General features: G+C 73.5%; 18 protein-coding genes. 9 read left to right on the forward strand and 9 right to left on the reverse strand.

Annotation, left to right across the window (positions count from 1 at the left end; translation table 11 throughout):
• Positions 1 to 126 precede the first annotated feature (126 nt).
• Both ACIRB7_RS09715 and ACIRB7_RS09720 read right to left on the reverse strand, forming a co-directional pair.
• Positions 127 to 1,908, reverse strand: a complete 1,782-nt coding sequence (locus ACIRB7_RS09715; protein WP_403594885.1) for an ABC transporter ATP-binding protein — start codon at positions 1,906 to 1,908, stop codon at positions 127 to 129.
• The gene (locus ACIRB7_RS09720) at positions 1,905 to 3,722 is read right to left on the reverse strand and encodes an ABC transporter transmembrane domain-containing protein (RefSeq protein ID WP_403594888.1); all 1,818 of its coding nucleotides are present in this window, start codon (positions 3,720 to 3,722) and stop codon (positions 1,905 to 1,907) included. The genes ACIRB7_RS09715 and ACIRB7_RS09720 overlap by 4 nt, the downstream gene beginning before the upstream one ends.
• 238 nt (positions 3,723 to 3,960) lie before the next feature.
• On the opposite strand from ACIRB7_RS09720, the gene ACIRB7_RS09725 reads away from it, so the two are divergent.
• The gene (locus ACIRB7_RS09725) at positions 3,961 to 5,568 is read left to right on the forward strand and encodes a peptide-N4-asparagine amidase (protein WP_403594891.1); all 1,608 of its coding nucleotides are present in this window, start codon (positions 3,961 to 3,963) and stop codon (positions 5,566 to 5,568) included.
• 87 nt (positions 5,569 to 5,655) lie between these two features.
• Here the strand turns inward: ACIRB7_RS09725 and ACIRB7_RS09730 are convergent, their stop codons facing one another.
• The 3 genes from ACIRB7_RS09730 to ACIRB7_RS09740 form a co-directional block, all read right to left on the reverse strand.
• Positions 5,656 to 7,050 (reverse strand): Gfo/Idh/MocA family protein, encoded by a 1,395-nt coding sequence (locus ACIRB7_RS09730; protein ID WP_403594894.1) that lies wholly within the window; start codon positions 7,048 to 7,050, stop codon positions 5,656 to 5,658.
• A gap of 191 nt (positions 7,051 to 7,241) precedes the next feature.
• Positions 7,242 to 10,166 carry an FAD-binding and (Fe-S)-binding domain-containing protein gene (locus tag ACIRB7_RS09735; RefSeq protein ID WP_403594897.1) on the reverse strand — a complete coding sequence of 975 codons (2,925 nt, stop codon included), beginning with the start codon at positions 10,164 to 10,166 and terminating at the stop codon, positions 7,242 to 7,244.
• Positions 10,167 to 10,206: 40 nt separating this feature from the next.
• Positions 10,207 to 10,701 (reverse strand): MarR family winged helix-turn-helix transcriptional regulator, encoded by a 495-nt coding sequence (locus tag ACIRB7_RS09740; protein WP_403594900.1) that lies wholly within the window; start codon positions 10,699 to 10,701, stop codon positions 10,207 to 10,209.
• 109 nt (positions 10,702 to 10,810) lie between these two features.
• Between ACIRB7_RS09740 and ACIRB7_RS09745 the strand changes: the two genes are divergently transcribed.
• Together ACIRB7_RS09745 and mltG are read left to right on the forward strand one after the other, a co-directional pair.
• Positions 10,811 to 12,688: an ABC transporter ATP-binding protein gene (locus ACIRB7_RS09745; RefSeq protein ID WP_403596147.1), complete on the forward strand. Its 1,878-nt coding sequence runs from the start codon at positions 10,811 to 10,813 to the stop codon at positions 12,686 to 12,688.
• 306 nt (positions 12,689 to 12,994) lie between these two features.
• The gene (gene mltG / locus ACIRB7_RS09750) at positions 12,995 to 13,852 is read left to right on the forward strand and encodes an endolytic transglycosylase MltG (protein WP_403594903.1); all 858 of its coding nucleotides are present in this window, start codon (positions 12,995 to 12,997) and stop codon (positions 13,850 to 13,852) included.
• Between the two features lie 33 nt (positions 13,853 to 13,885).
• On the opposite strand, the gene ACIRB7_RS09755 is transcribed toward mltG, so the two are convergent.
• Positions 13,886 to 15,010: an NAD(P)-binding domain-containing protein gene (locus ACIRB7_RS09755; RefSeq protein ID WP_403596150.1), complete on the reverse strand. Its 1,125-nt coding sequence runs from the start codon at positions 15,008 to 15,010 to the stop codon at positions 13,886 to 13,888.
• Between the two features lie 215 nt (positions 15,011 to 15,225).
• Here ACIRB7_RS09755 and ACIRB7_RS09760 point away from each other — a divergent pair, with 215 nt between their 5' ends.
• The 4 genes from ACIRB7_RS09760 to ACIRB7_RS09775 are packed head-to-tail and all read left to right on the forward strand — an operon-like array spanning position 15,226 to position 21,343.
• On the forward strand, positions 15,226 to 16,086 hold the full coding sequence (locus tag ACIRB7_RS09760) for an ABC transporter ATP-binding protein (RefSeq protein ID WP_403594906.1): 861 nt from the start codon (positions 15,226 to 15,228) through the stop codon (positions 16,084 to 16,086).
• The gene (locus ACIRB7_RS09765; protein ID WP_403594909.1) at positions 16,083 to 17,060 is read left to right on the forward strand and encodes an ABC transporter substrate-binding protein; all 978 of its coding nucleotides are present in this window, start codon (positions 16,083 to 16,085) and stop codon (positions 17,058 to 17,060) included. The genes ACIRB7_RS09760 and ACIRB7_RS09765 overlap by 4 nt, the downstream gene beginning before the upstream one ends.
• Before the next feature lie 4 nt (positions 17,061 to 17,064).
• Positions 17,065 to 19,140: an iron ABC transporter permease gene (locus ACIRB7_RS09770; RefSeq protein ID WP_403594912.1), complete on the forward strand. Its 2,076-nt coding sequence runs from the start codon at positions 17,065 to 17,067 to the stop codon at positions 19,138 to 19,140.
• 31 nt (positions 19,141 to 19,171) lie between these two features.
• On the forward strand, positions 19,172 to 21,343 hold the full coding sequence (locus ACIRB7_RS09775; RefSeq protein WP_403596153.1) for a prolyl oligopeptidase family protein: 2,172 nt from the start codon (positions 19,172 to 19,174) through the stop codon (positions 21,341 to 21,343).
• On the opposite strand, the gene ACIRB7_RS09780 is transcribed toward ACIRB7_RS09775, so the two are convergent.
• A complete protein-coding gene (locus ACIRB7_RS09780) occupies positions 21,291 to 22,274 on the reverse strand; it encodes a LuxR family transcriptional regulator (RefSeq protein WP_403594915.1) in 984 nt (327 codons plus the stop codon). The two genes, ACIRB7_RS09775 and ACIRB7_RS09780, sit on opposite strands and share 53 nt — an antisense overlap.
• 158 nt (positions 22,275 to 22,432) lie before the next feature.
• On the opposite strand from ACIRB7_RS09780, the gene ACIRB7_RS09785 reads away from it, so the two are divergent.
• Positions 22,433 to 23,848: an aminopeptidase P family protein gene (locus ACIRB7_RS09785; RefSeq protein ID WP_403594918.1), complete on the forward strand. Its 1,416-nt coding sequence runs from the start codon at positions 22,433 to 22,435 to the stop codon at positions 23,846 to 23,848.
• Positions 23,849 to 23,897: 49 nt separating this feature from the next.
• On the opposite strand, the gene ACIRB7_RS09790 is transcribed toward ACIRB7_RS09785, so the two are convergent.
• Positions 23,898 to 24,773, reverse strand: coding sequence for a PaaX family transcriptional regulator C-terminal domain-containing protein (locus ACIRB7_RS09790; RefSeq protein ID WP_403594921.1), 876 nt, complete (start codon positions 24,771 to 24,773; stop codon positions 23,898 to 23,900).
• Positions 24,770 to 25,498 (reverse strand): GNAT family N-acetyltransferase, encoded by a 729-nt coding sequence (locus tag ACIRB7_RS09795; RefSeq protein ID WP_403594924.1) that lies wholly within the window; start codon positions 25,496 to 25,498, stop codon positions 24,770 to 24,772. Before ACIRB7_RS09795 ends, ACIRB7_RS09790 begins: the two co-directional genes overlap by 4 nt.
• Positions 25,499 to 25,618: 120 nt before the next feature.
• On the opposite strand from ACIRB7_RS09795, the gene ACIRB7_RS09800 reads away from it, so the two are divergent.
• Positions 25,619 to 26,863 carry a DUF418 domain-containing protein gene (locus ACIRB7_RS09800; protein WP_403594927.1) on the forward strand — a complete coding sequence of 415 codons (1,245 nt, stop codon included), beginning with the start codon at positions 25,619 to 25,621 and terminating at the stop codon, positions 26,861 to 26,863.
• The last annotated feature ends 28 nt before the right edge of the window (positions 26,864 to 26,891 follow it).

The raw sequence follows: 26,891 nt of genomic DNA on the forward strand, positions 1-26,891 counted from the left end.
GGGCGGGGCGGGCCCCCCCCCCGTGTGCGCCCCCGCCGCGCGGGGGGGGGGGGGGGGCCCGCGGGGGGGGGGGGGGGGCCCCCCCCCCCCCCCCCCCGCGGCGGCTCGGTGCGGTCGCCTCGGCGGTCAGCCGTGCCAGGACCGCCACAGCGCCGCGTACGCCCCGTCCGCCTCGACGAGTTCCGTGTGGCTGCCCAGCTCGCTGATCCGCCCCGACTCGACCACCGCGATCAGGTCGGCGTCATGCGCGGTGTGCAGCCGGTGCGCGATGGCCACGACCGTGCGCCCGTCCAGGACCCGGCCGAGCGAGCGCTCCAGGTGCCGGGCCGCGCGCGGGTCGAGCAGCGAGGTCGCCTCGTCGAGGACCAGGGTGTGCGGGTCCGCGAGCACCAGCCGGGCCAGCGCGATCTGCTGGGCCTGCGCCGGAGTGAGCGTCCGGCCGCCCGAGCCGACCTCGGTGTCCAGGCCCTCGTCGAGACCCCGGGCCCAGACCTCCGCGTCCACCGCCGTGAGCGCCGCCCACAGCTCCGTATCGGAGGCACCGGTCCGCGCCAGGAGCAGGTTGTCCCGGAGGGTGCCCACGAAGACGTGATGCTCCTGGTTGACCAGGGCCACGTGCTCACGGACCCGCTCGGCGGGCATCCGCGCCAGCTCGGCCGCGCCGAGGGTGACCGAACCGGTCCGGGGGGCGTACACGCCCGCCAGCAGCCGGCCGAGGGTGGACTTGCCCGCACCGGAAGGGCCCACGAGCGCGAGCCGGGTGCCGGGCGCCACCTTCAGGGTCACCTCGTGCAGCACGTCGACGCCCTCGCGGTAGCCGAACCTGACCTCGTCCGCACGGACGTCCCGGCCCTCCGGCCGTACCTCCGCGTCGCCCGCGTCCGGCTCGATGTCCCGGACGCCGACGAGCCGCGCCAGCGACACCTGGGCGACCTGGAGCTCGTCGTACCAGCGGAGCACGATCCCGATCGGGTCCACCAGCATCTGCGCGAGCAACGCGCCCGTCGTCAGCTGCCCCACGTCGATCCAGCCCTGGAGCACGAACACCCCGCCGAACAGCAGCACGGAACAGAGCACCGTCATATGGGTGATGTTGACGACGGGAAAGAGCACCGAGCGCAGGAAGAGCGTGTACCGCTCCCACGCCACCCACTCGGTGATGCGCCGGTCCGACAGGGCGATCCGGCGGGCGCCGAGGCGGTGCGCCTCGACCGTACGGCCCGCGTCGACCGTCTCCGCGAGGGCGGCGGCCACCGCCGCGTACCCCGCGGACTCCGAGCGGTACGCCGACGGCGCCCGCTTGAAGTACCAGCGGCAGCCCACGATCAGCAGCGGCGCCGCGAGCAGCGCGACGAGCGCGAGCGGCGGCGACGTCACCGCGAGGCCGCCGAGCAGCAGCGCCACCCACACGACACCGATGGCCAGCTGCGGCACGGCCTCGCGCATCGCGTTGGACAGCCGGTCGACGTCCGTGGTGATCCGGGAGAGGAGATCGCCGGTGCCGGCCCGTTCCAGCACGCCGGGCGGTAGACCGACCGCGCGGACGAGGAAGTCCTCCCGCAGATCCGCCAGCATCTCCTCGCCGAGCATCGCCCCGCGCAGCCGGACGAGCCGCACGAAGAACGTCTGCACGAGCAGGGCGACCGCGAACAGCGCGACCGTACGCTCCAGATGCAGCTCGCGCGCCCCCGAGGCCAGTTCGTCCACCACCGAACCGAGCAGGTACGGGCCGGTCATCGAGGCGATCACGGCGACCGTGTTCACCCCGATGAGCACGGCGAACGCCCGGCGGTGGCGGTGCAGCAGCTCGCGGACGTAGGCGTGGACGGTCGCGGTGGCGGCGACGGGCAGTGTCGTCGCCGTCGTCGGGGCCGCCGGGTCGTACGCGGGCGGCGCCAGGCCGATCATGCCGATTCCCCTTCCAGTGCTTCGATCTCGCCGAGGCGGGGGCCCGCCGTGTCGAGTTCCTCGTCGGTCTCGCGGGTCACGACCGCGCGGTAGCGGGGCTCCCGTGCGAGCAGCTCGCGATGGGTGCCGACGGCGACCGCCTGGCCCTCGTCGACCAGGACGACCCGGTCGGCGCGGTCCAGGAGCAGCGGTGAGGAGGCCAGGACCACGGTGGTCCGTGCCTCGCGCAGCTCGCTGATGCCGGCGGCGACCCGGGCCTCGGTGTGCGCGTCGACCGCCGAGGTGGGCTCGTCGAGGACGAGCACCTCCGGGTCGGCCATCAGGGACCGGGCGAGCGCGAGCCGCTGCCGCTGGCCGCCGGAGAGCGACCGGCCCCGCTCGGTGATGCGGGTACGCATCGGATCGCCGTCGCTGTCCACGGAGGCCTGCGCCAGCGCGTCGAGGACGTCCTCGCACCGGGCGGCGGCCAGGGCCTGCGCCGGAAGGACCTCGCCGGAGCGGGGCACATCGAGCAGTTCGTGGAGGGTGCCCGAGAGCAGGACGGGATCCTTGTCCTGGACGAGGACGGCCGTACGGGCGGCCCCGAGCGGCAGTTCGTCGAGCGGGACCCCGCCGAGCAGGACCGAGGTGTGGTCGGCGCCCGGCTCCGCCGGGTGGCCGCCGAGCCGGTCCGCGAGCCGCCCTGCCACGTCCGGGTCGCCGCAGACGACCGCGGTGAAGCGGCCGGCGGGCGCGAGCAGCCCGGTCAGCGGGTCGTACAGGTCCCCGTGCGCCGTGCGGTCCTCGCCCCCGGCGTCGGTCGCGTCGGTGGTGGTGGACGTACGGGTCAGGGCGAGCACCCGGGCGGCCCGCTTCGCGGACGGCCGGGAGAAGGAGAAGGCCATGGCGATCTCCTCGAAGTTCCGCAACGGGTAGAGGGTCAGGGCCACGGTGCTGTAGACGGTGACCAGCTCACCGACCGTGATCCGCCCGTCGAGCGCGAGCCGCGCCCCGTACGCCACCACGACGATGAGCAGGATGCCGGGCAGCACGACCTGGGTCGCGGAGATCAGCGCCCACATGCGCGCGCTGCGCACGGCCGCCCTGCGGACCTCCTGGGAGGCGGCGCGGTAGCGGCCGAGGAACAGCTCCTCGCCGCCGATGCCGCGCAGGACGCGGAGGCCGGCGACGGTGTCGGAGGCCAGCTCGGTGGCCTTGCCGGCCTTCTCGCGCTGGACGTCCGCCCGGCGGGTCGCGCGGGGGAGGAGCGGCAGCACGGACAGGGCGAGGAAGGGGATGCCGACGGCGACGACGACGCCGAGGGACGGCTCGTAGACGAAGAGGCCGACGCAGATGATCACAAGCACGACGGCGCCCGCGACGAACCGGGAGAGGGCCTCGACGAACCAGCCGATCTTCTCGACGTCGCCGGTGGAGACGGCGACGACCTCGCCCGCGGCGACCCGCCGGGTCAGGAGCGCGCCCAGCTCGGCGGTCTTGCGCGAGAGCAGCTGCTGGACCCGGGCGGACGCCGTGATCCAGTTGGTGACGGCCGTACGGTGCAGCATCACGTCACCGACGGCGATCGCGGCGCCCATGACCACGAGCAGCACTCCGGCGACCGCGAGCCGCCCCCCGTCGCGGTCCACGACGGCCTGCACGGCGATGCCGGTGCCGAGCGGCAGTCCGGCGATGCCCAGGTGGTGCAGGAGTCCCCAGAGCATGGACTTCACCTGCCCGGCGAGCTGTTGACGGCCGAGCCAGATCAGGAACCGGGTGCCCGAGCGGACATCGGGGACCCCTGGGTCGGCGTAGGGAAGATCTCGAATCTGCATGGCGTCCCAGGGTCTCCGGGTCTTGTCCGGTGATACGCGCGCCGGGGGTGTGCGACGGCGATGTGCGGATGGCGGTGTGCAGCATGGCGGTGTGCGGGATGGCGGGATGGAAACCGTGCAAGGTTCGCTTTTTCCCCGCCCGGCGGCAATCGATTTTCCCCATGACGGAACAGATCGCGCCATGTCCGCTCATCGCCCTCTGGACCGCACGACGCCGACCACGCTTCACTTCCGCCCCATGAGATCACTCAAGATCATGAGCATGCTCAGCGGTCTGGCCCTCGCCGCGAGCGCGCTCCTCACCGCCCACCCGGCCGCCGCCGACGGTCCGAACGGCCCGACGCCCCCGGCCGAGTTCACCAGCGACTGGCACGACCCGGTCACCGCCGGGCCGCCCGTCGACACCCCCGGCACCCGCAGCTGCGAGGTGACCCTCGCCGTCGCCCAGTTCCGTGACTTCACCCCCTACCAGGGGAGTTACGCCCCGCCGAAGGAGTGCGGCACCCGCTGGAACAAGGTCGTCCTGCGCCTCGAAGGCAGCGTGAAGGGCCGTCAGTACGACCGCCTCGGCCACCTCACCGTCGGCGGCGTGGAGATCTTCCGCACCTCCACACCCCAGCCCTCGCCCGACGGCATCACCTGGTCCGTCGAGAAGGACGTCACCCGCTACCGCGACACCCTCAGCCGCCCGCAGCCCGTCGAGATGCTCATCGGCAATGTCGTGAACGAGACGTACACCGGCGTCCTCGACGTCCGCGTCACCCTCACCTTCCACACCGCCGAGGGCCGCGTGAAGCCCGCAGCCGGTACGCCCGACCGGGTGATCCCGCTCACCGGCGCCACCCTCACCACCCCGCGCAACACCGAACGCGTCCTCGCCGAGGTGTACGCCACCGGCTCCGGCGGCGGCTGCGAGGAGTACTGGTACCTCTCCGTGCCCGACGCCGCCCCCTACTCCTGCCGCGCCGCCGAAGGCCCGCACCGGGAGGTCCGCGTCTCCGTCGACGGCCGCCTCGCCGGCATCGCCGCGCCCTTCCCCACGGTCTGGACCGGCGGCTGGTCCAACCCCTTCCTCTGGTACGTCACCCCCGGGCCGCGCGCCTTCGACGTCCAGCCGATCGTCTACGACCTGACGCCCTTCGCCGCCCTCCTCAACGACGGCCGCGCCCACCGCGTCGACGTCGCCGTCGCCGGAGTCCCCGCCGGTCAGGCGGGCTGGTCCACCCCCACCAACGTGCTGCTCTGGCAGGACGAGGGCAGCCGGGTCGTCACCGGTGGCCTCGACCGCCACGAGGAGACCACCCCGCACAACTCCTCCCGCTACACGGCGGGCTCGCCGCACCGTCTGGACACGGACGCGGACCACCGGCTCACCGTCGCCGGGCATCTGAACACCTCGCACGGCCGGATCGTCACCACCGTCGACCGGACCGTCGCCCACACCTCCGTCCACCGCTGGGGCGAGGGCGAGAACCCGGACGCGTTCACCGCGCGCTGGACCGACCGGGAGACCGTCACCGCCGGCCGGACCGTCACCCGCACCGACCGGACGTACACCATGGACGGAGAGACGACGATCGGCGCGGGCGACCGGCTCCGGACGGTTCTCACCCTCGGGGACCGCGCCGCCACGAGCGTCGTGCGCGACGGACGGCGACTCTCCTGGTCGTGGCTCGACGACACGTACACCGGGGACGCCACGTACACCACCGGCGTCCCGCGCGACCAGCGGCACGCGGTCGGCACCACGAACGAGCGGTACCGGCTGTACGGCTCCGACGGCTGCCACGACCGGAGCGTCACGACCGTCCAGGGCACCGTCACGCAGGACCTGCGGCGCTGCTGAGAACGGCGGTGCCCGGGCCCCGTACGCGGGACCGGGCACCGTACGCCAGAGCCCTGGCCCGTACGCCGGGCCGGGTAACCGCCCCCCTCAGGCAGGTTTCGCCGAGTCCAGGCCCGCGCGGGTCCTGGCCCACTCGCCGCGCGTGAAGTCGGGGATCTCCTGCGGGGCGCCCTTGGCCTTGATCGAGGCGTCGCTCAGCGGCAGCGGCGCCGTCCAGGTGGCGGCGTCGTACACGTCGAAGTCCGGCGTGAGCCCGAGCCGCATGCACTGCATCAGCCGGAACACCATCAGGTAGTCCATGCCGCCGTGGGCGCCCGGCGGGTTCGCGTGGTCCTTCCAGAGCCAGTGGTCGAACTCGGCCGCGTACGCCGAGAAGTCGCCCCACTCGTCGTCCTTGTGGTCCGGCTCGATGTACACCCGGGCGGGGAAGTCCTCGAAGACGCCCCGCGTACCGCCCAGGCTGTTGACCCGGCTGTACGGGTGCGGGGTGGACACGTCGTGCTCGAGGCGGATCACCCGCCCCTTGGCCGTCTGGACCAGGCTGATCGTCCGGTCGCTGCCGGTGTACGACTCCTTCCAGCTCGGGTCACCGGCCGGCATGTTCTCCTCGCGGTACTCGGCGAGGCTCAGCGCCGGCGTGCCGAAGCTGCTGATGCTCACCGCCCGGTCGCCCCGGTTGACGTCCATGTAGGCGGCGACGGGACCGAAGCCGTGGGTGGGGTACAGGTCGCCCCGCATCCGCGTGTGCCACAGCCGGCGCCAGGGACCCTCGTAGTACGTCGGGGAGAACAGCAGCGCACGCAGGTCGTGGTTGTACGCCCCCGCGCCGTGCAGGAGCCGGCCGAACTTGCCGGCGTGCGCCATCCGCAGCACCCGCAGCTCGTTCCGGCCGTAGCAGCAGTTCTCCAGCTGCATGCAGTGGCGGCGGGTCTGCTCCGACAGGTCGACCAGCTCCCACAGCTCGTCGAGCCGCATCGCGACCGGGCACTCCACGCCGGCGTGCTTGCCGTTCAGCATCGCCGCACGGGCGATCGCGAAGTGACTCTCCCAGGGGGTGGCCACGTACACGAGGTCGACGTCCGAGCGGGCGCAGAGCTTCTCGTAGTCGCTCTCGCCGTTCGTGTACAGGGCGGGGGCCGGGTGTCCGGCGGCCGTGACCTTGGCGGCCGCTCGTTGCGCCTTGTCGCGTACGGGGTCGCAGACGGCGGTCACACGGACCCCGGGGAGCGAGAGGAAGTGGCCGATCATGGCGGCGCTGCGGTTGCCGTACCCGACGATGCCGACCCGGACCGTGGAGCGCTTCTCGAAGGGGACTCCGGCCATGGTGGCCCCGCGGCGCTTCGGCGCGGCCACGACCCCTGAGGCCTCGGCGGCCCGGGCGGACGGGCCGCCGAAGGCGCCGGCACCGAGCCCCGCACCGGCCGCCGCGGCGGTCCCGAGGACCTGGCGGCGGCTCGGAGCCCCCGGCGTCTGCTCGTTCATGGAACCTCCCGGACCGAGTGCACGGCCGTCCCGTCGGATGGTCGGACTGTACGGTGCCGGACATCGCGCCGAGCGGTACGGATCACCCGGCGTCACCCGAATGTACGAAGGCCCCTCACCAGGTCGGGGTGAGGGGCCGTCAGGGACGCCGCCCGGGCTGAGGGCCGTCGATCAGCCGGCCCGGCGGGCCGTCAGGGGCGCGTCGCACGCTCCAGGGCGAGGAGCACCGACCCGTAGGTGTGGCCCGTCGCCCGGTCCATCCCGATCTCGCACATCCGGTTGGCCGAGAGATACGCGTCGAAGGACCGCGCCGTCACCTCGGCCGCCTCACGGGCGGTCGCCGAGGCCGTCAGCTCCGGACGCAGCATCCCCCGGTCGCCCGCGAAGGCGCAGCAGCCCGCGTCGGCGGGGACGACGACCTCCTCCGCGCAGGCCTCCGCGAGCACCGTCAGCTGCTCCTCGTCGCCCAGGTGCCGCATCGAACACGTCGGATGCACCACGGCGGAGGCGACACGGCGGCGGACGTCGAGCCGGGGGAGCAGCTCGTCCGCCGCCCACACCAGCGAGTCCACCACCGTCATCTCCGCGTGCAGCGCCCGGTTGTCCTCCGTCAGGTACGGCACCACCTCGTGCGCGATGCCGAGCGTGCACGAGGAGGCGTCCACCACCAGCGGGAGTGTCCCGCCCGCCGTCCACCCCCAGGCCGCCTCGACGACCCGGTTCGCCATCACCTCGTTGCCGCGCCGGTACCCCTTGGAGTGCCAGATGGTCGCGCAGCACGTACCGGCCACGTCGTCCGGGATCCACACCGGCTTCCCCGCCCGCGCCGACACCGCGACCACCGCCTCGGGGAGCGAGGGCCCCCGGTCGCCGTCCGGACCTCCGAAGATCCGGTTCACACAGGCCGGGTAGTAGACGGCGACCGCCGCCGGGCGGTGGGTGCGGGGCAGTCGCCGCGCCGCCGCGCCCGGGATCTGCGGCAGCCACTCGGGTACGAGGTCGCTGCTGACCGCCCGGCGGGCCAGGCCCGTCACCGACTCCAGGACCCGGTCCCCGATCCGGTCGGCCGCCGCGAGCGCGAGCCGCGCGGAGGCCTCCACGGCCCGGAAGTTCCTCGCCGCGAGGGCGGCGATCCGCTCCTCGCGCGGCGAGTGCCGCTCGTGCCGGAACTCCTTCATCAGGGCGCCCGTGTCGATCCCCACGGGGCAGGCCAGCTTGCAGGTCGAGTCACCGGCGCAGGTGTCGACGGCGTCGTAGCCGTACGCCTCCAGGAGCCGGGTCTCGACGGGCGAGCCGACGCGCTGCCGCATCATCTCCCGGCGCAGCACGATCCGCTGGCGCGGAGTGGTCGTCAGGTCCTTGCTGGGGCAGGTCGGCTCGCAGAAGCCGCACTCGATGCAGGGATCGGCGATCCGCTCCACGGACGGGATCGTCTTCAGACCGCGCAGATGGGCGTGCGGGTCGCGGTCCAGGACGATCCGCGGCGCCAGCACCCCGTCGGGGTCGACGGCCTCCTTGATGCGCCACATCAGGTCGGTCGCCTGCGTCCCCCACTCCAGTTCGAGGAAGGGCGTGATGTTGCGGCCGGTGGCGTGCTCCGCCTTCAGCGAGCCGTCGAAGCGCTCCACGGTCAGCTTGCAGAACTCGTCCATGAAGCGCGCGTACCGCTCGACGTCGGTGGGGTCGGCCGCGTCGAAGGCGAGGAGGAAGTGGAGGTTGCCGTGCGCGGCGTGACCGGCCACGGCCGCGTCGAAGCCGTGCCGGGACTGGAGGTCGAGCAGGGCCGCGCAGGCCTCAGCGAGCCGGGCCGGCGGCACGGCGAAGTCCTCGGTGATCAGGGTCGTACCGGAGGGGCGGGCGCCGCCGACCGCCGCCACGAAGGCCTTGCGGGCCTTCCAGTACCCGGCGATCCTCTGCGGGTCGCGGGTGAACGCGTTCTCCACGGAGGCCACCGGGGCCACCAGGTGGAGCCCGGCGAGGATCTCGTCCGCCGCCCGTTCGTACGCCTCGCGCGCCGCCGCGTCCGGCGCCCGGAACTCCACCAGGAGCGCCGCCGTCTCCCTCGGCAGCTCCGCCCAGTCCGCGGGCACGCCCGCCACGCTCACCGATGCCCGCAGCGTGTTGCCGTCCATCAGCTCGACGGCCAGCGCCCCGGCCTCGGTGAAGAGAGGCACGGCGGCCGCCGCCGCCGGCAGCGAGGGGAAGAAGAGCAGCGCCGTGGACACCTCGCGGTCCAGCGGCAGCGTGTCGAAGACGACCTCCGAGATGAAACCGAAGGTGCCCTCGGAGCCGACCATGAGACCGCGCAGGATCCGCACCGGCGTGTCGCCGTCGAGGAAGGCGTCGAGCCGGTAGCCGTTGGTGTTCTTGATGGCGTACTTGGCGCGGATCCGGGCGGTGAGCTCGGCGTCCGCCTCGATCTCCGCCTTGATCGCCGTCAGTTCCGCGCACAGCCTCGGCTCGGCGCGCGCCAGCTCCTCGTCGGCGGCCGGGTCGGCCGTGTCGACGACGGTCCCGCTCGGCAGGACGAAGGTGAGCGAGGAGACGGTCCGGTACGAGTTGCGCGTCGTCCCGGCCGTCATGCCCGAGGCGTTGTTGGCGACGACCCCGCCGATCGTGCAGGCGACGGCACTCGCCGGGTCGGGGCCCAGGACCCGCCCGTGCGGGGCGAGCGCGGCGTTGGCCCGTACGACGGTGGTGCCGGGGCGGATCCGGGCGCGCGCGCCGCCGTCCAGGACCTCGACGCCCACCCAGTGGCGGCGCACGTCGACCAGGATGTCCTCGCCCTGCGCCTGCCCGTTGAGGCTGGTCCCCGCGGCCCGGAAGACCACCGCGCGGCCCTTGCCGTGCGCGTACGACAGGATCGTGGAGATGTCGTCGATGTCCTCGGCGACCACGACGACCTGCGGCACGAAGCGGTACGGGCTGGCGTCCGAGGCGTACCGGACCAGGTCGGAGATCCCCGACAGGACCTTGTCCTCGCCGAGGAGTTCGGTCAGCTCCTCGCGCATCCGCCGTGGCGTGCCCCGGGCCTGGAGCTCCGGGACGCGGTCCGGGGCCGGACTCCGCTTCCTACCGGGGCGAAGGGCCTGCGGGTTCGGCTCGAACAGCGGCATGTCAACGGCTCCCCTTCGGCGCGTCCCCGCACCCGGGGGGTCAGCAGCAGCCCTCCGGGCCGGGGTCGACCAGGGCGGACAGCAGACCTCCGAGTACCTCGCGCTGTGCGGCGGTCAATGGAGCAAGGATGTCCTCTGCGGCCGCCCGGCGCGCGCTTCGCAGCTCCCGCAGCGTGGCGCGGCCCGCGTCGGTGAGCTCGATCCGCACGACCCGCCGGTTGCTCGGGTCGGGCACCCTGCGCACCCGGTCGACGGCCTCCAGGCCGTCGACGAGACTGGTCACCGCGCGCGGGACGACCTCGAGGCGGGCCGCGAGGTCGGCCATCCGGGGCGGCTCCCCGAAGTGCGCGACCGTCCGCAGCAGCCTGGACTGGGCGGGGGTGATGCCGACCGGCTCCAGGTGGCGCTTCTGGATGCGGTGCAGCCGCCGGGTGAGGCGGAGGAGCTGCTCGGCGAGGAGCCCGTCGGCGTCGGTCCTGGTCAGCGGGGCGGAGGTCGGCCGGTCGGAGGCGTCCAGCGGGTCGGAGGCGGTCATGCGGGAACAATATCAGGATGTAGTTCATTGTGAGTATAGGTAACAATGAGCTATGGTCTTCGTCGGCCCCGCGCCCGCGGCGGTCGACCCGAACCCCTCGAAGGAGCCCATGCGCCCCCACGACCAGCCCGACTGGACGCCCCCGCCCCGCGACTCCGCACGGCCGAAGGAGCCCGCGCAGCTGCGGCGCATCCTGGGACTCTTCCGCCCCTACCGCGCCCGCCTGGTCGTCGTCGGTCTCCTGGTCGGCGCCGCCTCGCTCGTCACGGTCGCCTCACCCTTCCTGCTCAAGGAGATCCTGGACACCGCGATCCCCCAGGGCCGCACCGGGCTGCTCAGCCTGCTCGCCCTCGGCATGATCGCCACCGCCGTCCTGACCAGCGTCTTCGGCGTGCTCCAGACCCTGATCTCCACCACCGTCGGCCAGCGGGTCATGCACGACCTGCGCACCGGGGTCTACGAGCAGCTCCAGCGGATGCCGCTCGCCTTCTTCACCCGCACCCGCACGGGCGAGGTCCAGTCCCGCATCGCCAACGACATCGGCGGCATGCAGGCGACCGTGACCTCGACGGCCACCTCCCTCGTCTCCAACCTCACCGCCGTCATCGCGACCGTCGTCGCCATGCTCGCCCTCGACTGGCGCCTCACGCTCGTCTCGCTCGCTCTGCTGCCGGCCTTCGTCTGGATCAGCCGCCGCGTCGGCCGTGAGCGCAAGCGGATCACCACCCAGCGCCAGAAGCAGATGGCCGCCATGGCCGCGACCGTCACCGAGTCCCTCTCCGTCAGCGGCATCCTGCTCGGCCGCACCATGGGCCGCGCCGACTCGCTGACGCAGTCCTTCGCCGCGGAGTCCGAGCGCCTGGTCGACCTCGAGGTGCGCTCCTCCATGGCCGGACGCTGGCGGATGTCCACCATCGGCATCGTCATGGCCGCCATGCCCGCCCTGATCTACTGGGCCGCCGGCATCGCGGTGAGTTCGGGCGGGACCCAGATCTCGCTGGGCACGCTCGTCGCCTTCGTCTCGCTCCAGCAGGGCCTCTTCCGGCCCGCCGTCAGCCTGCTCTCCACCGGCGTGCAGATGCAGACGTCCCTCGCGCTCTTCCAGCGCATCTTCGAGTACCTCGACCTGCCCGTCGACATCACCGAACCCGCCGAGCCGGTCCGGCTCGCCGAGGTCCGCGGCGAGGTCGCCTTCGAGAACGTCACGTTCCGCTACGACCCCGAGGGCGAGGGCCGCCCGACCCTCGACTCCCTCGACCTGACCGTCCCCGCCGGGGGCAGCCTGGCTGTCGTAGGCTCCACCGGCTCCGGCAAGTCGACCCTCAGCTATCTCGTGCCCCGCCTGTACGACGTCACCGGCGGCCGGGTCACCCTCGATGGCGTCGACGTGCGCGACCTGGACTTCGACACCCTCGCCCGCGCGGTCGGCGTCGTCTCCCAGGAGACGTACCTCTTCCACGCCTCCGTCGCCGACAACCTCCGCTTCGCCAAGCCGGACGCCACCGACGAGGAGATCGAGGCCGCCGCCCGCGCCGCCCAGATCCACGAGCACATCGCCTCGCTCCCCGAGGGGTACGACACCCTGGTCGGCGAGCGCGGCTACCGCTTCTCGGGCGGTGAGAAGCAGCGCCTGGCCATCGCCCGCACCATCCTGCGCGACCCGCCGGTGCTGATCCTCGACGAGGCGACCAGCGCGCTCGACACCCGTACGGAGCACGCGGTGCAGCAGGCCATCGACGCCCTCTCCGCGGGCCGCACCACGATCACCATCGCCCACCGGCTCTCCACCGTCCGGGACGCCGACCAGATCGTCGTCCTGGAGGCGGGGCGGATCGCGGAGCGCGGCACCCACGACGAACTGCTCGCGCGGGACGGGCGGTACGCGGCCCTGGTGCGCCGGGACGCGCGCGGCGCCTTGGCCGCCACGGGAGTGACGACCGAGGCCGAACAAACGAACGTGGGAGCGGTTGTTCCCCAGAACGTGTGATCGTTCCAGGAATCGTTGCCCCACTCCCGTACGGCGTCGGAAGATTGCGGTGCGCGATCGACGGGCTGCAGACCGTGACCGCGCAGTCCCGCTGAACGCAGCAGTCCCACTGCTGTACCTGTACGAGGAGAAGCACCACCATGAACGTCATCACCGATCTGCTCGCCGGCGTCCTCCACTTCCTGGGATGGCTCGTCTGACGCTCGCAGTGCCCGGCGCCGTCGGTTCCCCGTCCCAGGGGGCCGGCGGCGCCGCCGCGTGCGCGGGTTCCCCGGATTCCGGTACGGACCGGGTTAGCGTGCGGCCATGACGTACCGGCCGCCGTCACCGTACGCACCCTCGCGTCGCCGCCCTCGACTGACCAGGCGCGGCAAGGCAGCGCTCCTCGTCGGAGCGGCTCTCGCCGTGGCCGCCGCGGTCACCGTCCCGCTGCTCCTGACCCGTGACGATCCCGCCGTCGAGCAGCCCCGGGCGCTGCTCGTCCCCGAGGGCTGGCGGGCCGGCCAGGTGTACACGGCCGTCGACCGGGCGCTCGGCCTGCCCGAGGGGACCTCGCGGAAGACCGCGACCGCGCCGGGGACGGCCCTTCCGCTGCCCGCGGCCGCCGGCGGCAACCCCGAGGGCTATCTCTTCCCCGCCACCTATCCGGTGCTCAAGGCCACCACCCCGGAGGGCCTGCTGCGCTTCATGGTGGACACGGCGGGCAAGCGTTTCGGTGCCGCGCGGGTCGTCGAGGGGGCCAAGGCGCGGCGACTGAGCGTGTACGAGACGGTCGTCGCGGCCAGCATCGTGCAGGCCGAGGCGGACAACCCGGAGGACATGGCGAAGGTCGCCCGGGTCGTCCACAACCGGCTCGCCCGTGGCATGGCGCTCCAGATGGACTCGACCCTCAACTACGCGCTGGGCCGCAGCACTCTGGACACGACGCACGAGGACACGCGGACCGAGAGCCCGTACAACACCTACGAGCGGAAGGGCCTGCCGCCGACGCCCATCGGCAACCCGGGGGACATGGCCCTGGACGCGGTGATCCGGCCGGCGGACGGCGACTGGCTCTACTTCGTCACGGTGGCACCCGGAGACACCCGCTTCACGGCCGACTATGCGGCCCACCAGGCCAACGTGGCCGAGTTCAACGCGATCCGGGGCGCCACGAAGGGCTGAGCCCGGCCGTACGACCGGGCCGGTGCCATCGGTTCACCCGGCCGGGGCGGTGGCGGTGGCGGCGGCGGTGACCGGAGCGGTGGCCGTGGTGACGGCCGCCGAGGCCGTCACGGGGGCGCCGCGGAGGAGGCGGCGGATGTCGGAGACGGCCGCGCGGCCGGCCCGGTTGGCGCCGATCGTCGAGGCCGAGGGTCCGTAGCCGACGAGGTGGACGCGCTCGTCCCGTACCGCACGCGTCCCCTCGACCCGGATGCCGCCGCCCGGTTCGCGCAGCCGCAGCGGGGTCAGATGGTCGATCGCCGCCCGGAAACCGGTCGCCCAGAGGATCACGTCCACGTCGATGCTTCGGCCGTCGTCCCAGGCCGCGCCGGTCGGGGTGATCCGGTCGAACATCGGGAGACGGTCCAGGATCCCGCGCGCGCGTGCCGAGCGGATCGCGTCGTTGAGCGGGAGCCCGGTGACCGAGACGACGCTCTGCGGAGGCAGCCCGCGCCGCACCCGCTCCTCGACGAGCGCGACGGCCGCCCGGCCCTCCGCCTCCCCGAAGGGGCCCTCGCGGAAGACGGGTTCGCGCCGGGTCACCCAGAACGTCTCGGCGGCGACGTCCGCGATCTCCATGAGGTGCTGGGTGCCGGAGGCGCCACCGCCGACGACGAGGACCCGCTTGCCGGCGAACCCCGCCGGGCCCGGGTATCCGGCGGTGTGCGTCTGGAGCCCCCGGAAGGTCTCCTGGCCGGGGTAGCGCGGCCAGAAGGGACGGTCCCAGGTGCCGGTGGCGTTGATCAGGGCCCGGGTGGCGTACGCGCCCTCGGAGGTCTCGACGAGGAGCCGTCCGCCGTCCCCCTCGCGGACGGCCGTCACGTCGACGGGACGGTGGATCCGCAGGTCGAAGGTGCGCTCGTAGGTGTCGAAGTAGGCGCCGATCACCTCCGACGAGGGGCGCGCGGGATCGGCGCCGGTCAGCTCCATGCCGGGCAGCGCGTGCATCCCGTGGACCTTGCCGTACGTGAGGGAGGGCCAGCGGAACTGCCAGGCGCCGCCCGGCCGCGGGGCGTGGTCGAGGACGACGAAGTCCCGGTCCGGTTCGAGCCCGGCGCGGCGCAGATGGAAGGCGGCCGAGAGGCCCGCCTGTCCGGCCCCGATGACGGCGACGTCCACCGGCGCGGGCTGCCGCCGCGCGACCGCCCGGGCGGCTGCCTCTTCGACCACGAAATCGTTCACGGTTCTACCAACAGGGGTAGGGGTGCGGTTCTTCCCCGAGGTTCCGCCGTGACTGCGCGAAGGCGGTCGCGAGCTTGGCCGGATTCGGTCTTGCGGGCGGCCTCGCGGACCCCCCTTCCGGTGATCGGTAAGGTTAGGCTAACCTCTGCGACGTGCAAGCAGCTGAACAGACCGCCGCGACCCCGCGTCCCCACGGTCACGAACTCTCGGCCACGGGTGTCACCGTGGCGTACGAAGGCGTCGACGTCGTCCACGACGCCGCCATGACGCTGCGCCCCGGCGAAGTGACCGTCCTCGTCGGGCCGAACGGCAGCGGCAAGTCGACGCTGCTCCGCACGATCGCACGGCTCCAGCAGCCGCGGACCGCCACGCTCGTCCTCGACGGAGCCACCGACTGCCTCGCGATGAGCCCCCGTCAGTTCTCGCGCCATGTCGCCCTGCTCACCCAAGGGCGCCCCACACCCAGCGGACTGACCGTACGGGACCTGGTCGAATTCGGCCGCTACCCCTACCGCGGACGCTGGGGCAAGGCCGACCCGGACGGCCGGGCCGCGGTGGACCGCGCCCTCGCCATGACCGGCGTCGCCGAACTCGCCGGACGCGGAGCCGAACACCTCTCCGGCGGCCAGCTCCAGCGCGTCTGGCTCGCCGGCTGCCTCGCCCAGGAGACGGGCGTCCTGCTGCTCGACGAACCGACCACCTATCTCGACCTCCGCTACCAGGTCGAACTCCTCGACCTCATGCGTGACCTGGCGGACGACCACGGCATCGCCGTCGGCGCCGTCCTCCACGACCTCGACCAGGCCGCCGCCGTCGCCGACCGGATCGTCCTGCTCGACGCGGGACGGGTCGTCGCCGACGGCAGCCCCGTGGACGTCCTGACGCCGGAGCGCCTGACCGGCACGTACGGCATCCGCATCGAGGTCGACACCGATCCCCTCACCGGCCGGCTCCGCACCCGTGCGCTGGGCCGCCACCACTCGCGAAGCGAAAGGCTCAGCACCACCTCATGAGACGCCTCCTCCTCACCGCGGCGGCCGCCACCACCGCGGCCCTCACCCTGACCGCCTGCGGCACCACCGAGCCCGCCGCCGACGACGCGAAGAAGACCACCGAACGCATCACCCTCACCGACTCCACGGGCGCGAAGGTGGAGCTCGACGGCCCCGCCAAGAAGGTCGTCGGCACCGAGTGGAACGTCGTCGAGCACCTGATCACGCTGGGCGTCGACCCGGTGGGCGTCGCCGACGTCAAGGGCTACAAGACCTGGGACACCGCCGTCCCGCTCAAGAACGAGCCCAATGACATCGGCACCCGCGGCGAGCCGAGCGTGGAGACCGTCGCGGCCCTGAAGCCCGACCTCATCGTCGCCACCACGGACCTGCCGCCGGCCGCCGTGAAGCAGCTGCGCAAGGTCGCCCCGGTCCTCACCCTCAAGGCCGCCGACGCCGCCGACCCGATCGGCCGGATGACCGCGGACCTCGACGCCATCGCCGAGGCCACCGGCACCACGCAGAAGGCCGACGAGCTCAAGAAGCAGTTCCAGGCGAAGCTCGACGAAGGAAAGAAGAAGCTCGCCGACGCCGGCCTCGCCGGGAGCGCGTACGCCTTCGCCGACGGCTACGTCATGTCCAACCAGGTCTCGATCCGCCCCTACACCAGCGGTTCGCTGATCGGCGCCGTCAGCGAGAAGCTCGGTCTGAAGAACGCCTGGACCGTCAAGGGCGACCCGGCCTACGGCCTCGCCGCCACCGACGTCGAAGGCCTCACCAAGCTCGGTGACGTGCAGTTCGCGTACGTCGGCAACGACGGCGACGCCGCCAGCACGCCGTTCACCGGTGTCCTGGCCAAGGACAAGGTGTGGACGTCCCTGCCGTTCGTCAAGAAGGGCAACGTGCACCGGCTGCCCGACGGCATCTGGATGTTCGGCGGCCCCCGGTCGATGAGCACGTACGTCGACTCCGTCGTCGCCGCCCTGACGAAGTAACACCATGGCCGTCACCGCAACCACCCCCGCCACCCGTCCGCCGGCGGCCCCGTCCCGCACGGGCACGGCCCCGGTGACGGCCGCCCTGGTCCTTCTCGTCACCGCGCTCGCGCTCGTGGACATCACCCAGGGCACGGCCGCCGTCGGCGCCCCCGAGGTGTGGAAGGCGTTCACGGGCCAGGCCGATCCGGCCGACGCCTCCGTCGTCGTCGCCTCCCGTCTGCCGAGGATGACCGCCGGCCTGCTGGTCGGCGCCGTCCTCGGCATCGCGGGCGCCGCCCTCCAGGCCGTCAGCCGCAACGTCCTCGCCTCGCCCGACACCCTCGCCGTCAACGCCGGCTCCTACTTCGCGCTCGGCCTCACCGCCGCCTTCGGCCTCTCGCTCCCGCTGTTCGCGTCCTCGGCCTTCGCGTTCGCCGGCGGTCTCGCGGCGGCGGCCGTCGTCCTCGCCCTCTCGGGCCTCGGCGCCGGAACGGTCCGGCTCGTCCTCGCGGGCAGCGCCCTCACCCTCGGCCTCACCGCCGTCACCGAGGGCCTGCTCCTCCTGTTCCCCCGGCAGACCGAGGGGCTGTACGAGTGGAACCAGGGCAGCATCTCCCAGAACGGCTTCGGCGGCGTCCTGCAGATGGCCCCGATCGCCCTCGTCGGCCTCGTCGGACTGCTGCTCATCGCCCGCCGGGTCGACGCCCTCGCCCTCGGTGACGACGCCGCCCGGGGGCTCGGCGTCCCCGTCCGCGCCACCCGGGTCACGGCCGTCGTCCTCGCCGCCCTGCTCTCCACGGCCGCCGTCACCCTCGCCGGACCCGTCGGCTACGTCGGTCTGTGCGCCCCCGCGCTCGTCCGGCCCCTCGCCCGCAGGTTCCGCGGCTTCACCCGCTCCCGGGGCTTCCTGCCCGCCGCCGGTCTCGCCGGCGCCGCCCTCGTCCTCGGCTCCGACGTCCTGCTGCGGGCCGTCGTACCGGCGGACGTGGCGGTCGCCGTCCCCACCGGCGTCGTCACCAGCCTCGTCGGCGCCGTCTTCCTGATCGTCATGGCCACCCGCGTCCGGGACACGGCCGGAGCCACCGCCACCGAGCGGCTCCGCATCAGGAGCCGCGCCCGTTTCCTCACCGTCACCGCGGCCCTGGTGGCCGTCCTGGTCGGCATCGTCATCGCGGGCGTGCTCCTCGGTGACAGCAAGCTGCTCCTCGGCGACGTCGTCAACTGGGCCCAGGGGCAGGCCGGCCGGACCGTCACCTTCGTCCTCGACACCCGGGTGCCCCGCGTCCTCGCCGCCCTCCTGGCGGGCGCCGCGCTCGCCCTGGCCGGCACCCTCGTCCAGGCCGTCACCCGTAACGCGCTCGCCGAACCCGGCATCCTGGGCGTCTCAGGCGGCGCCGCGCTGGGGGCCGTACTCCTCGTGACGACCGTGCCCCTGGCCAGTTCGTGGGGCGTCGCGGCCGCCGCCTTCGCGGGCGCCGCCGCCAGCTCCGTGCTCGTCTTCGGACTGGCCGCACGGGGCGGCTTCCAGCAGAACAGGCTCGTCCTCGTCGGCTTCGGCGTCGCCATCGGCGCCGCCGCCCTGATCAGCCTCCTGATCATCCTCACCGACCCGTTCAACGCGACGAAGGCCCTCACCTGGCTCTCGGGCTCCACCTACGGGCGCTCCCTGCCCGACGTGGTGCCCCTCGCCGCGGTCCTCGCCGTCGGCGTGGCCGTCGCGGCCGCCCGGCGTACCGAACTCGACCTGGTGTCGCTCGACGAGGACACCCCACGGCTGCTCGGCCTGCGCCTCGGACGCGGCCGCCTAGGCTTCCTCGTCCTCGCCGTCCTGCTCACCGCCACCGCCGTCGCCGCCGCCGGCACGATCGGCTTCGTGGGGCTCGTCGCCCCGCACGCGGCCCGCGCCCTGGTGGGCCGCCGGCACGCCCGCGTGGTGCCCGTCGCGGTCCTCCTCGGCGCGGTCCTCGTCTGCACCGCCGACCTGGTGGGGCGGACCGTGATCGCACCGGCCCAGCTCGGGGCGGGCCTGATGACCGCCGCCATCGGCACCCCGTACTTCCTCTGTCTGCTGCTACGCAGCAGGGGTGGACGTGGCTGACCGCGCACACGGGTCCGTCCCGGCCTGCACAATACGAGGCGTGACCGATGACGATCCGTACCTGTGGCTGGAAGACATCTCGGGCGAGCCCGCCCTCGCGTGGGTGGCCGAGCGGAACGCCGAGACGGCGCGCACGGTGGCCGGGGACGCCGGGTTCGGCGCGTTGAAGACGCGCCTGCGGGAGGTGCTCGACGCCTCCGACCGGATCCCCTACACCGTGCGGCGCGGGGCGTACCTCTACAACTTCTGGCGCGACGCCGAGCATGTGCGCGGGGTCTGGCGGCGCACGACCCTGGAGCGGTACCGGGAGGAGGTGCCCGAGTGGGAGATCCTGCTCGACGTCGACGCGCTGGCCGCCGCCGAGGGCGAGAAGTGGGTGTGGGACGGGGCGCGGGTCCGGCGGCCGGAGTACGACCGGGCTCTCGTACGGCTCTCGCGGGACGGCGGCGACGCCGTCGTGGTCCGTGAATTCGACCTCGGGACCCGTGAGTTCGTCGACGGCGGCTTCCGGCTTCCGGAGGCCAAGACGCGCATCGGCTGGGTCGACGCCGACACAGTCCTCGTCGGTACGGACCTCGGGCCCGGCTCCCTGACCGACTCCGGCTATCCGCGCACCGTCCGCCGATGGCGGCGCGGTACCCCGGTGGAGGCCGCCGAACTCGTCTTCGAGGGCGAGCGGGGGGACGTGGCCGCCTGGGGCTACCGGGACACCACACCCGGGTTCGAGCGGGAGTTCGTCGGGCGTTCCCTCGACTTCTTCCGCAGCGAGACGTACCTCCTGCGGCCCGACGGCACGCGCCTCCGGATCGACGTGCCCGACGACGCCGTCGCCTACGCCCACCGGCGCCATCTGATCGTCACCCTCAAGTCCGCGTGGCTCGGGCAGCCGACCGGCTCGCTCCTCGCGTTCGACTTCGACGCCTTCCTGGCGGGCGACCGCACGCCCCAGGTGCTCTTCACGCCAGACCGGCGGACCGCGCTCGCCGGGCACAGCTGGACCCGTAACCACCTGATCCTGGAGACGATGCGGGACGTCAGCACCCGCATCGAGGTCCTCACCCCCGGCGCCGACGGGAGCTGGACGCGCGAGCCGCTCGTCGGGGTTCCGGAGCTGTCCGCCGTCAGCGTCGTCGACACCGACCCCGACGTGTCCGACGAGTACGTCCTCGACGTGTCCGGGTTCCTCCAGCCCTCCACCCTCCACCTGGGCCGGATCGGAGCCGGCTCGGAGGTGCTCAAGCAGGCCCCGCACCGCTTCGACTCCGCCGGGCTCACGGTCGCCCAGCACTTCGCGACCTCCCGCGACGGCACGCGCGTGCCGTACTTCGTCATCGGCCCCGACCGCGCCGCCACCGGCCCCGGCCCCACCCTGCTCTACGGCTACGGCGGCTTCGAGGTCTCCCTCACGCCGTACTACGGCGCCGTGACGGGCCGGGCGTGGCTGGAGCGCGGCGGCACCCACGTGATCGCGAACATCCGGGGCGGCGGCGAGTACGGCCCCGACTGGCACCAGGCCGCACTCGGCGCCGAACGGCCCCGGGCCTTCGAGGACTTCGCCGCCGTCGCCGAGGACCTCGTCGCGCGGGGCATCACCACCCCGGCCATGCTGGGCGCGTCGGGCGGCAGCAACGGCGGGCTTCTCATGGGCGCGATGCTCACCCGCCACCCCGAGCTGTTCGGCGCGATCGTCGCCCAGGTGCCGCTCCTCGACATGACCCGCTTCCACAAGCTCCTCGCGGGCGCGTCCTGGATCGCCGAGTACGGCGACCCCGACGACGAGGCCGACCGCCCCCACCTGCGCGCGATCTCCCCGTACCACCGGCTCGCCGCCGACCGCGACTACCCGCCGGTCCTCCTGATGACCTCGACCCGCGACGACCGCGTCCATCCCGGCCACGCCCGCAAGACCGCGGCGCGACTGAGGGAACTCGGCCACCGCGTCCTGTTCCACGAGAACACCGGCGGCGGCCACGCGGGCGCCGGCGACAACGAACAGGCCGCCCACAACAGCGCGCTCGTCTACACCTACCTGTGGCAGCAGCTCACCGGCGCGGGACAGCCGGCCACGGAGGCCCCGGTCGTCCCGGAGATCCCGGCCCCCGCCGTCCCGGAGGCCCCCGCCCCGGCCGCCCCCGTCGAGGCGGCGACCGTCACAGCCACCCCGAGCGCTGCGCCTGCAACGCCATCTGGAACCGGCTCGTAGCACCGAGCCGCGCCATCAGGACCTGCACCCGGCGGAAGAGGGTGCGGCGGCTGACCCCGATCTCCCGGGCGATGACGTCGTCGGCCGCCCCGGCCGCGAGCAGCCGGAGCAGCCGCCGGTCCGCCGGCGGCAGACCGGCGGGACGCGGCGAACGGCCGTGGAAGGGCAGCGCGTTCTGCCAGGCCTGCTCGAACAGCGCCACGAGCGCCGAGAGGAGCCCGCACGGCTGCACGACCAGCATCGTGTTGTACACGTCCGTCTCCCTGATCGACAGGGAGACGAGCGCGTACGCGTCGTCGATGATCACGAGCTTCACCGGCACCGACGGCAGGACCCTCGCCTGCTCGCCCGCCTCGATACAGGGCTCGATGGAGTTCTCCAGCTGCCCCGGATGCTCAAGGGACTCCCGTGAGTACACGACCCGCTGGGTCACCCCGCGGGCGAGGGTGGCGAGCGCGTCCTCGGTGGCGCCTTCCAGCGGGAAGTACGGCGGCGAGTCGAACTGCCGGATCTCCTCCCGGGCACTGGCCCAGGCCTGCCGCATCCGGAGACCGATCGCGTCCCCGGTGACGACCTCCACGAGCCGGTCGTCGTACGCGGCGAGCCGCTGCCGCCGGAACGACTCGAACGCGCCCCCGACGGTGATGCGGGACTCGTCGATCTCGGCCGCCCGGTGCCGGCCGAGGATCTCCAGACCGGCGGCCGGCGGAACCGGCGCCACCAGGTCCGCGTCGTCCTCGGCGGCGCTCGCCAGACCCGAGTCGATCAGTTCGCCGTACGCCGCCGAGAACGCCGCGCCCTCGAGACCCGCCCCGGAGCTGATCGCGCTCAGCGGCGCGGGGCCCCGTTCGATGAGCTCCAGATAGACCCGTACGGCCTCCTCACCGATCCCCAGAACCCGCAGGGCCTCGCTGAGCTTGTGGTTCGCCATGCCCCGCATTATCGCCCCGCCGCCCCAGGGCGGTGTCCGATCCGTGCCAGTGGCCGATCCGGGCACCCGGGGCGTGCCGGGCGGAGTACCTTCCGGGAACCGCCGGACCGCCGGCGGACGAGCAACTCACCGAACTCACCGGGAAGAAGGTTCAGGACGTGGCGAAGGGTCGCAAGAACGGCCTCTACGGAGGCGGCGTCAGCGAGGAACTCTCCGCGCTGATGAGGACGGGGTGGGCGGACACCGAGCGGCACGGACTCGAACCCGACGAGCAGGCCCCGTACGCGGCCCGCCGCCGCGCCGCGCTCTCCGCACGCTTCCCCGGCGAGCGTCTCGTGGTCCCCTCCGGCAACCTCAAGACCCGCTCCAACGACGACACCTACCCGTTCCGCCCGTACTCGGGCTACGTCCACATGACCGGGGACCAGGCACGCGACGGCGCCCTCGTCCTCGAACCCCGCGCCGACGGCGGCCACGACGCCTACTGCTACCAGCTGCCCCGCGACAGCCGGAACGACGACGAGTTCTGGACCGGCAACACGGCGGAGCTGTGGATGGGCAGGCGCCGGTCCCTCGCGGAGGCGGAGCGCGTCCTCGGACTGCCCTGCCGGGACGTCCGTACCGCCGCCGAGGACCTCGCCGCCGGGTCCGGTGTCCCGACCCGGATCGTCCGTGGCCACGACCCGGCCCTCGAAGCGGCCGTCACCACCGACGAGGGGCGCGACGACGAGCTGGAGGAGGCGCTCAGCGAACTCCGGCTCGTCAAGGACGCCTGGGAGCTCGGCGAGATGCGCAAGGCGGTCGACTCCACCGTGCGCGGCTTCACCGACTGCGTCGGCGAACTGTCCCGGGCGATCGCCTCCTCCGAGCGGTGGATCGAGGGCACCTTCTTCCGCCGGGCACGCCTGGAGGGCAACGCCGTCGGCTACGGCACCATCTGCGCCGCCGGCGAGCACGCCACGATCATGCACTGGACGGACAACGACGGCCCGGTCAGGCCCGGTGAACTGCTCCTGCTCGACGCCGGCGTGGAGACCCACTCCCTCTACACCGCCGATGTCACCCGCACCCTCCCCGTCAGCGGCACCTTCACCCCGGTCCAGCGCCAGGTGTACGACGCGGTGTACGAGGCCCAGGAGGCCGGCATGGCCGCGGTCAAGCCGGGCGCCCCGTTCCGCGACTTCCACGAGGCGTCCCAGCGTCATCTGACGGCGCGGCTCGTCGAGTGGGGCTTCGTCGAGGGCCCCGTCGACCGCGCGTACGAGCTCGGCCTCCAGCGCCGCTTCACCATGGCCGGCACCGGGCACATGCTCGGCCTGGACGTCCACGACTGCGCCCACGCGCGCACGGGGGAGCACGTCGACGGCGTCCTCGAAGCGGGCATGGTGCTCACCGTCGAGCCGGGTCTCTACTTCCAGCCCGACGACCTGACCGTGCCCGAGGAGTGGCGTGGCATCGGTGTCCGGATCGAGGACGACCTCGTCGTCACCGACGACGGCCACGAGAACCTGTCGGCGGGCCTGCCCCGTTCCTCGGCCGAGGTCGAGGCGTGGATGGCGCGCTTCGCGGGCTGATCCCGGAGCGCCGACGAAGCCCCCGGGGACCCCGCACGCGGCCCGCGTCTCACGCGTCGGCGCCGAGGTCCCCGTACAGGGCGAAGAGGCGGGGAAGCGGCGACCCGGACTCCGGTTCGGGGCGCCGCGCGAGCGCGGCCCAGGCGGTGGCGGTGAGTTCGCGCGCGCGTGCGCCGGGCCAGGGCCGGGGGAGCAGCTCGGGGGGCAGCAGGGGGTCGGGCCGCATGGCGTACGTGAACGCGGCGGCGAGCTGGACGGCGAGCGTCAGCCGCTCGGCGTCCGCCAGGGCCTCCGGGCGGGCGAGCCGGTCCAGGCAGGAGCGGGCGAAAGCCGCCAGCTCCTCGTGCCGGCCGGCGATCTCGTCCAGGGGCCAGAGCGCGGCGGCAAGCTCCCGTGGCGCGGCGGGCTCCCCGACCCGCAGGTCGGTGCTGGTGAGGTAGGTGACCTGGGCGGCGACGCCCAGGTGCTGGGCGTGGGCCTCGACGAGCGGTTCGATCGGGTTCGCGGCCACGTACAGGCCGCCCTGGACGGGGGCGGCGCCGAGCCCGACGAGGGTGTCGCGGAGCGCGTCGCGGGCGGCCCGCGCGGACTCCGGGACGGCGAAGGCGAAGAGGTGCCAGACGCCGTCCCAGGGGGCGAGCCCGTGGTCCTGGCGGTAGGCGTAGCGGACGTGGGCGGCGTCGGGGGCGAGGGCGCCGCTGGGATCGGCGACCGCGCGGAGGACGGCCTTGCGGCCCCTGCCCTCGTGGGTGAAACGCCCTTCGGCCATGAGCCGCTTGACGCAGAGCCGGACCTGCTGGTCGGTCATCGCGAGCAGCCCGGCGACGGCGTAGAGCTCCCCGGCGTCGACGGTGCCGTCCTCGCGGACGAGGGCGTGTACGAGGGTACGGGTGGGGATCGGGTTCCAGGGGGTCGCGGGCTTCACCGGCCCTCCCCACCGAGGCCGTCGCCGTCGTGGCGGGAGCCGAGGCCGGCGCCGGTCCGGGGGTCGGAGTCGGGCCGGGGGTCGGAGTCGGGCCGGGGGTCGGCGCCGGCGGCGGGCCGGGGGCCGGAGTCGGCCGCGGTGACGGGCCTGTGCATCGTCGTGACGGCGCCGAAGCCCATCAGGCCGCGCAGATAAGGGGTGTTCTCGGTGCGCACGGCGGTGAAGCCGTGCCGCTCGTACAGCGCGCCGGCCCGCGGGTTGACGTCGATGACGTCGAGCCGGATGCGATGGCAGCCGGCCTCGGCCGCGACGGCCGCGATCTCGCTCAGGAGCCGGGCGCCGATGCCCGCGCCCCGGTGCTCGGGGGCTACGGCGATGCCGTCCATCACGAGTTCGTGGGCCGCCGGGCGCCGCTCCAAAAGGGTGAGGAGGGCAAGCCGTGGCAGCCCGCGCAGCACCCCGTACGCCGCGAGGACGTCTCCCGCCCCGCCGCCGGTGAGCCCGCGGCCGTCGAGCTGGTAGCCCGCCACCCCCGCCACCTCGCCGTCGACGAGTGCGGTGACGCCCCGGTCGTGGTGGAGGTGGGCCGCGAGGAAGGCCCGGGCCTTGTCGGGCGGGTTCAGGGCGGCACCGAGCTTCCGTCCGAACGCCTCCCAGTACAGCGCGGCGACCCGCGCCTCGCTCCCTGCGGGTACGCCCCTGCGCACCACCGGCCGCGTGTCCATCGGCGCTCCTTCTCGTGGTCGGCCCGGCCGCCTGGCCGGGAATGACGCTTGCGCTATCGATGGTAGTACGTTCATTCTCGAAACGAGCGTTCCGTCCGCGATAGTTTTTGGGGGAAGATCATGAAGCAGTTGCCCACTCGGACCAAGGGGCAGGTCACCGAACCACGGGCGAGCCCGGAACGCCTGGCGCACGTCGACGCCCTGCGCGGGTTCGCCCTCCTGGGCATCCTCGTCGTCAACATCGGCTACATGGCGTCGACTTACCACGGCACGGGGCTTGAGGACCCCCGCTTCGCCTCGCCTCTCGACGACGCCGTCCGCTGGGTGGTCGCGGTGTTCTTCGAGGCCAAGTTCTTCCTGCTGTTCTCGTTCCTCTTCGGCTACAGCTTCACCCTCCAGCTCGCCTCCGCCGAGCGGAGCGGCGCCCGCTTCGTCCCGCGCTTCCTGCGGCGCCTGGCGGGCCTGTTCGTCCTCGGTGCCCTGCACGCGACCCTGCTGTTCACCGGCGACATCCTCACCGCGTACGCCGTCCTCGGCCTGGTCCTGCTCGCCGCCCGCCGGATCCGTCCCCGCACCGCCGTCCGTACGGCCGTGGTCCTCTTCGTCGTGACCGCCGCCGTGTACGTGCTCCTCGCGGCGGGCGTGCATCTGACGGGCGGTGAGGCGGGAGTGGCTCCCGGGGTGGCGGCCGAGGCCGAGCGGGTCGCGGCGGAGCTGCGCGGCGGCCCCGGCTCCGTGATCCGGGCGAACCTGGGGCAGCTGCCCGAGATGGCTTTCCTGCTCGCCTTCTTCCAGGCCCCGGCCGCCCTTGCCGCCTTCTTCCTGGGCTTCGCCGCCGGGCGGGTCCGGGCGCTCGCGGATCTCGCCCGCCACCGGGCACTGCTGGTCCGCCTGCAGTGGGCGGGCTTCACGGTCGGGCTCCTCGGCGCCGTCGTGTACGCCCACGCGAGCCTGGTGTGTCCGGGAGGCGCGTACCAGATCCTCGCGATGGGGATCGATGTCGTCACCGCGCCGCTGCTCGCCGCCGCGTACGCCGCCACCGTGCTCCGGCTCACCCAGGGGCGGCTCGGGAGGCGGACGGTGGCTGTGCTCGGCCCCGTGGGCAGCATGACCCTGACCGGCTACCTCACCCAGTCCCTCGTCTGCGCCCTGCTGTTCACCGGGTACGGGGCGGCTCTCGTGGGCCGGGTGTCGCCGCAGGTGGTCCTGGCCGTCGCCCTCGCGCTGTTCGCCGCGCAGGTGGTGATCGGCCGGTGGTGGCTCAGGCGTCACCGGTACGGGCCGGTCGAGTGGCTGCTGCGGGCGTGGACCACGCTGAGCCGGCCGCCCCTCCGGCGGGCCCCTCTGGCGACGCCCGAGGGCTGATCGGCGGCGGGCGCGGCCCGTCACTGGA

Origin of the sequence: Streptomyces sp. NPDC093795 (assembly GCF_044764665.1) — a bacterium.
In the GTDB taxonomy this organism is placed as follows: domain Bacteria; phylum Actinomycetota; class Actinomycetes; order Streptomycetales; family Streptomycetaceae; genus Streptomyces.

Coding starts and splice junctions, on each gene's coding strand:
- ACIRB7_RS09715 (WP_403594885.1), bottom strand. CDS start 1,908: ATGATCGGCCTGGCGCCGCCCGCGTACGACCCGGCGGCCCCGACGACG.
- ACIRB7_RS09720 (WP_403594888.1), bottom strand. CDS start 3,722: ATGCAGATTCGAGATCTTCCCTACGCCGACCCAGGGGTCCCCGATGTC.
- ACIRB7_RS09725 (WP_403594891.1), top strand. CDS start 3,961: ATGAGATCACTCAAGATCATGAGCATGCTCAGCGGTCTGGCCCTCGCC.
- ACIRB7_RS09730 (WP_403594894.1), bottom strand. CDS start 7,050: ATGAACGAGCAGACGCCGGGGGCTCCGAGCCGCCGCCAGGTCCTCGGG.
- ACIRB7_RS09735 (WP_403594897.1), bottom strand. CDS start 10,166: ATGCCGCTGTTCGAGCCGAACCCGCAGGCCCTTCGCCCCGGTAGGAAG.
- ACIRB7_RS09740 (WP_403594900.1), bottom strand. CDS start 10,701: ATGACCGCCTCCGACCCGCTGGACGCCTCCGACCGGCCGACCTCCGCC.
- ACIRB7_RS09745 (WP_403596147.1), top strand. CDS start 10,811: ATGCGCCCCCACGACCAGCCCGACTGGACGCCCCCGCCCCGCGACTCC.
- mltG (WP_403594903.1), top strand. CDS start 12,995: ATGACGTACCGGCCGCCGTCACCGTACGCACCCTCGCGTCGCCGCCCT.
- ACIRB7_RS09765 (WP_403594909.1), top strand. CDS start 16,083: ATGAGACGCCTCCTCCTCACCGCGGCGGCCGCCACCACCGCGGCCCTC.
- ACIRB7_RS09770 (WP_403594912.1), top strand. CDS start 17,065: ATGGCCGTCACCGCAACCACCCCCGCCACCCGTCCGCCGGCGGCCCCG.
- ACIRB7_RS09780 (WP_403594915.1), bottom strand. CDS start 22,274: ATGGCGAACCACAAGCTCAGCGAGGCCCTGCGGGTTCTGGGGATCGGT.
- ACIRB7_RS09795 (WP_403594924.1), bottom strand. CDS start 25,498: ATGGACACGCGGCCGGTGGTGCGCAGGGGCGTACCCGCAGGGAGCGAG.
- ACIRB7_RS09800 (WP_403594927.1), top strand. CDS start 25,619: ATGAAGCAGTTGCCCACTCGGACCAAGGGGCAGGTCACCGAACCACGG.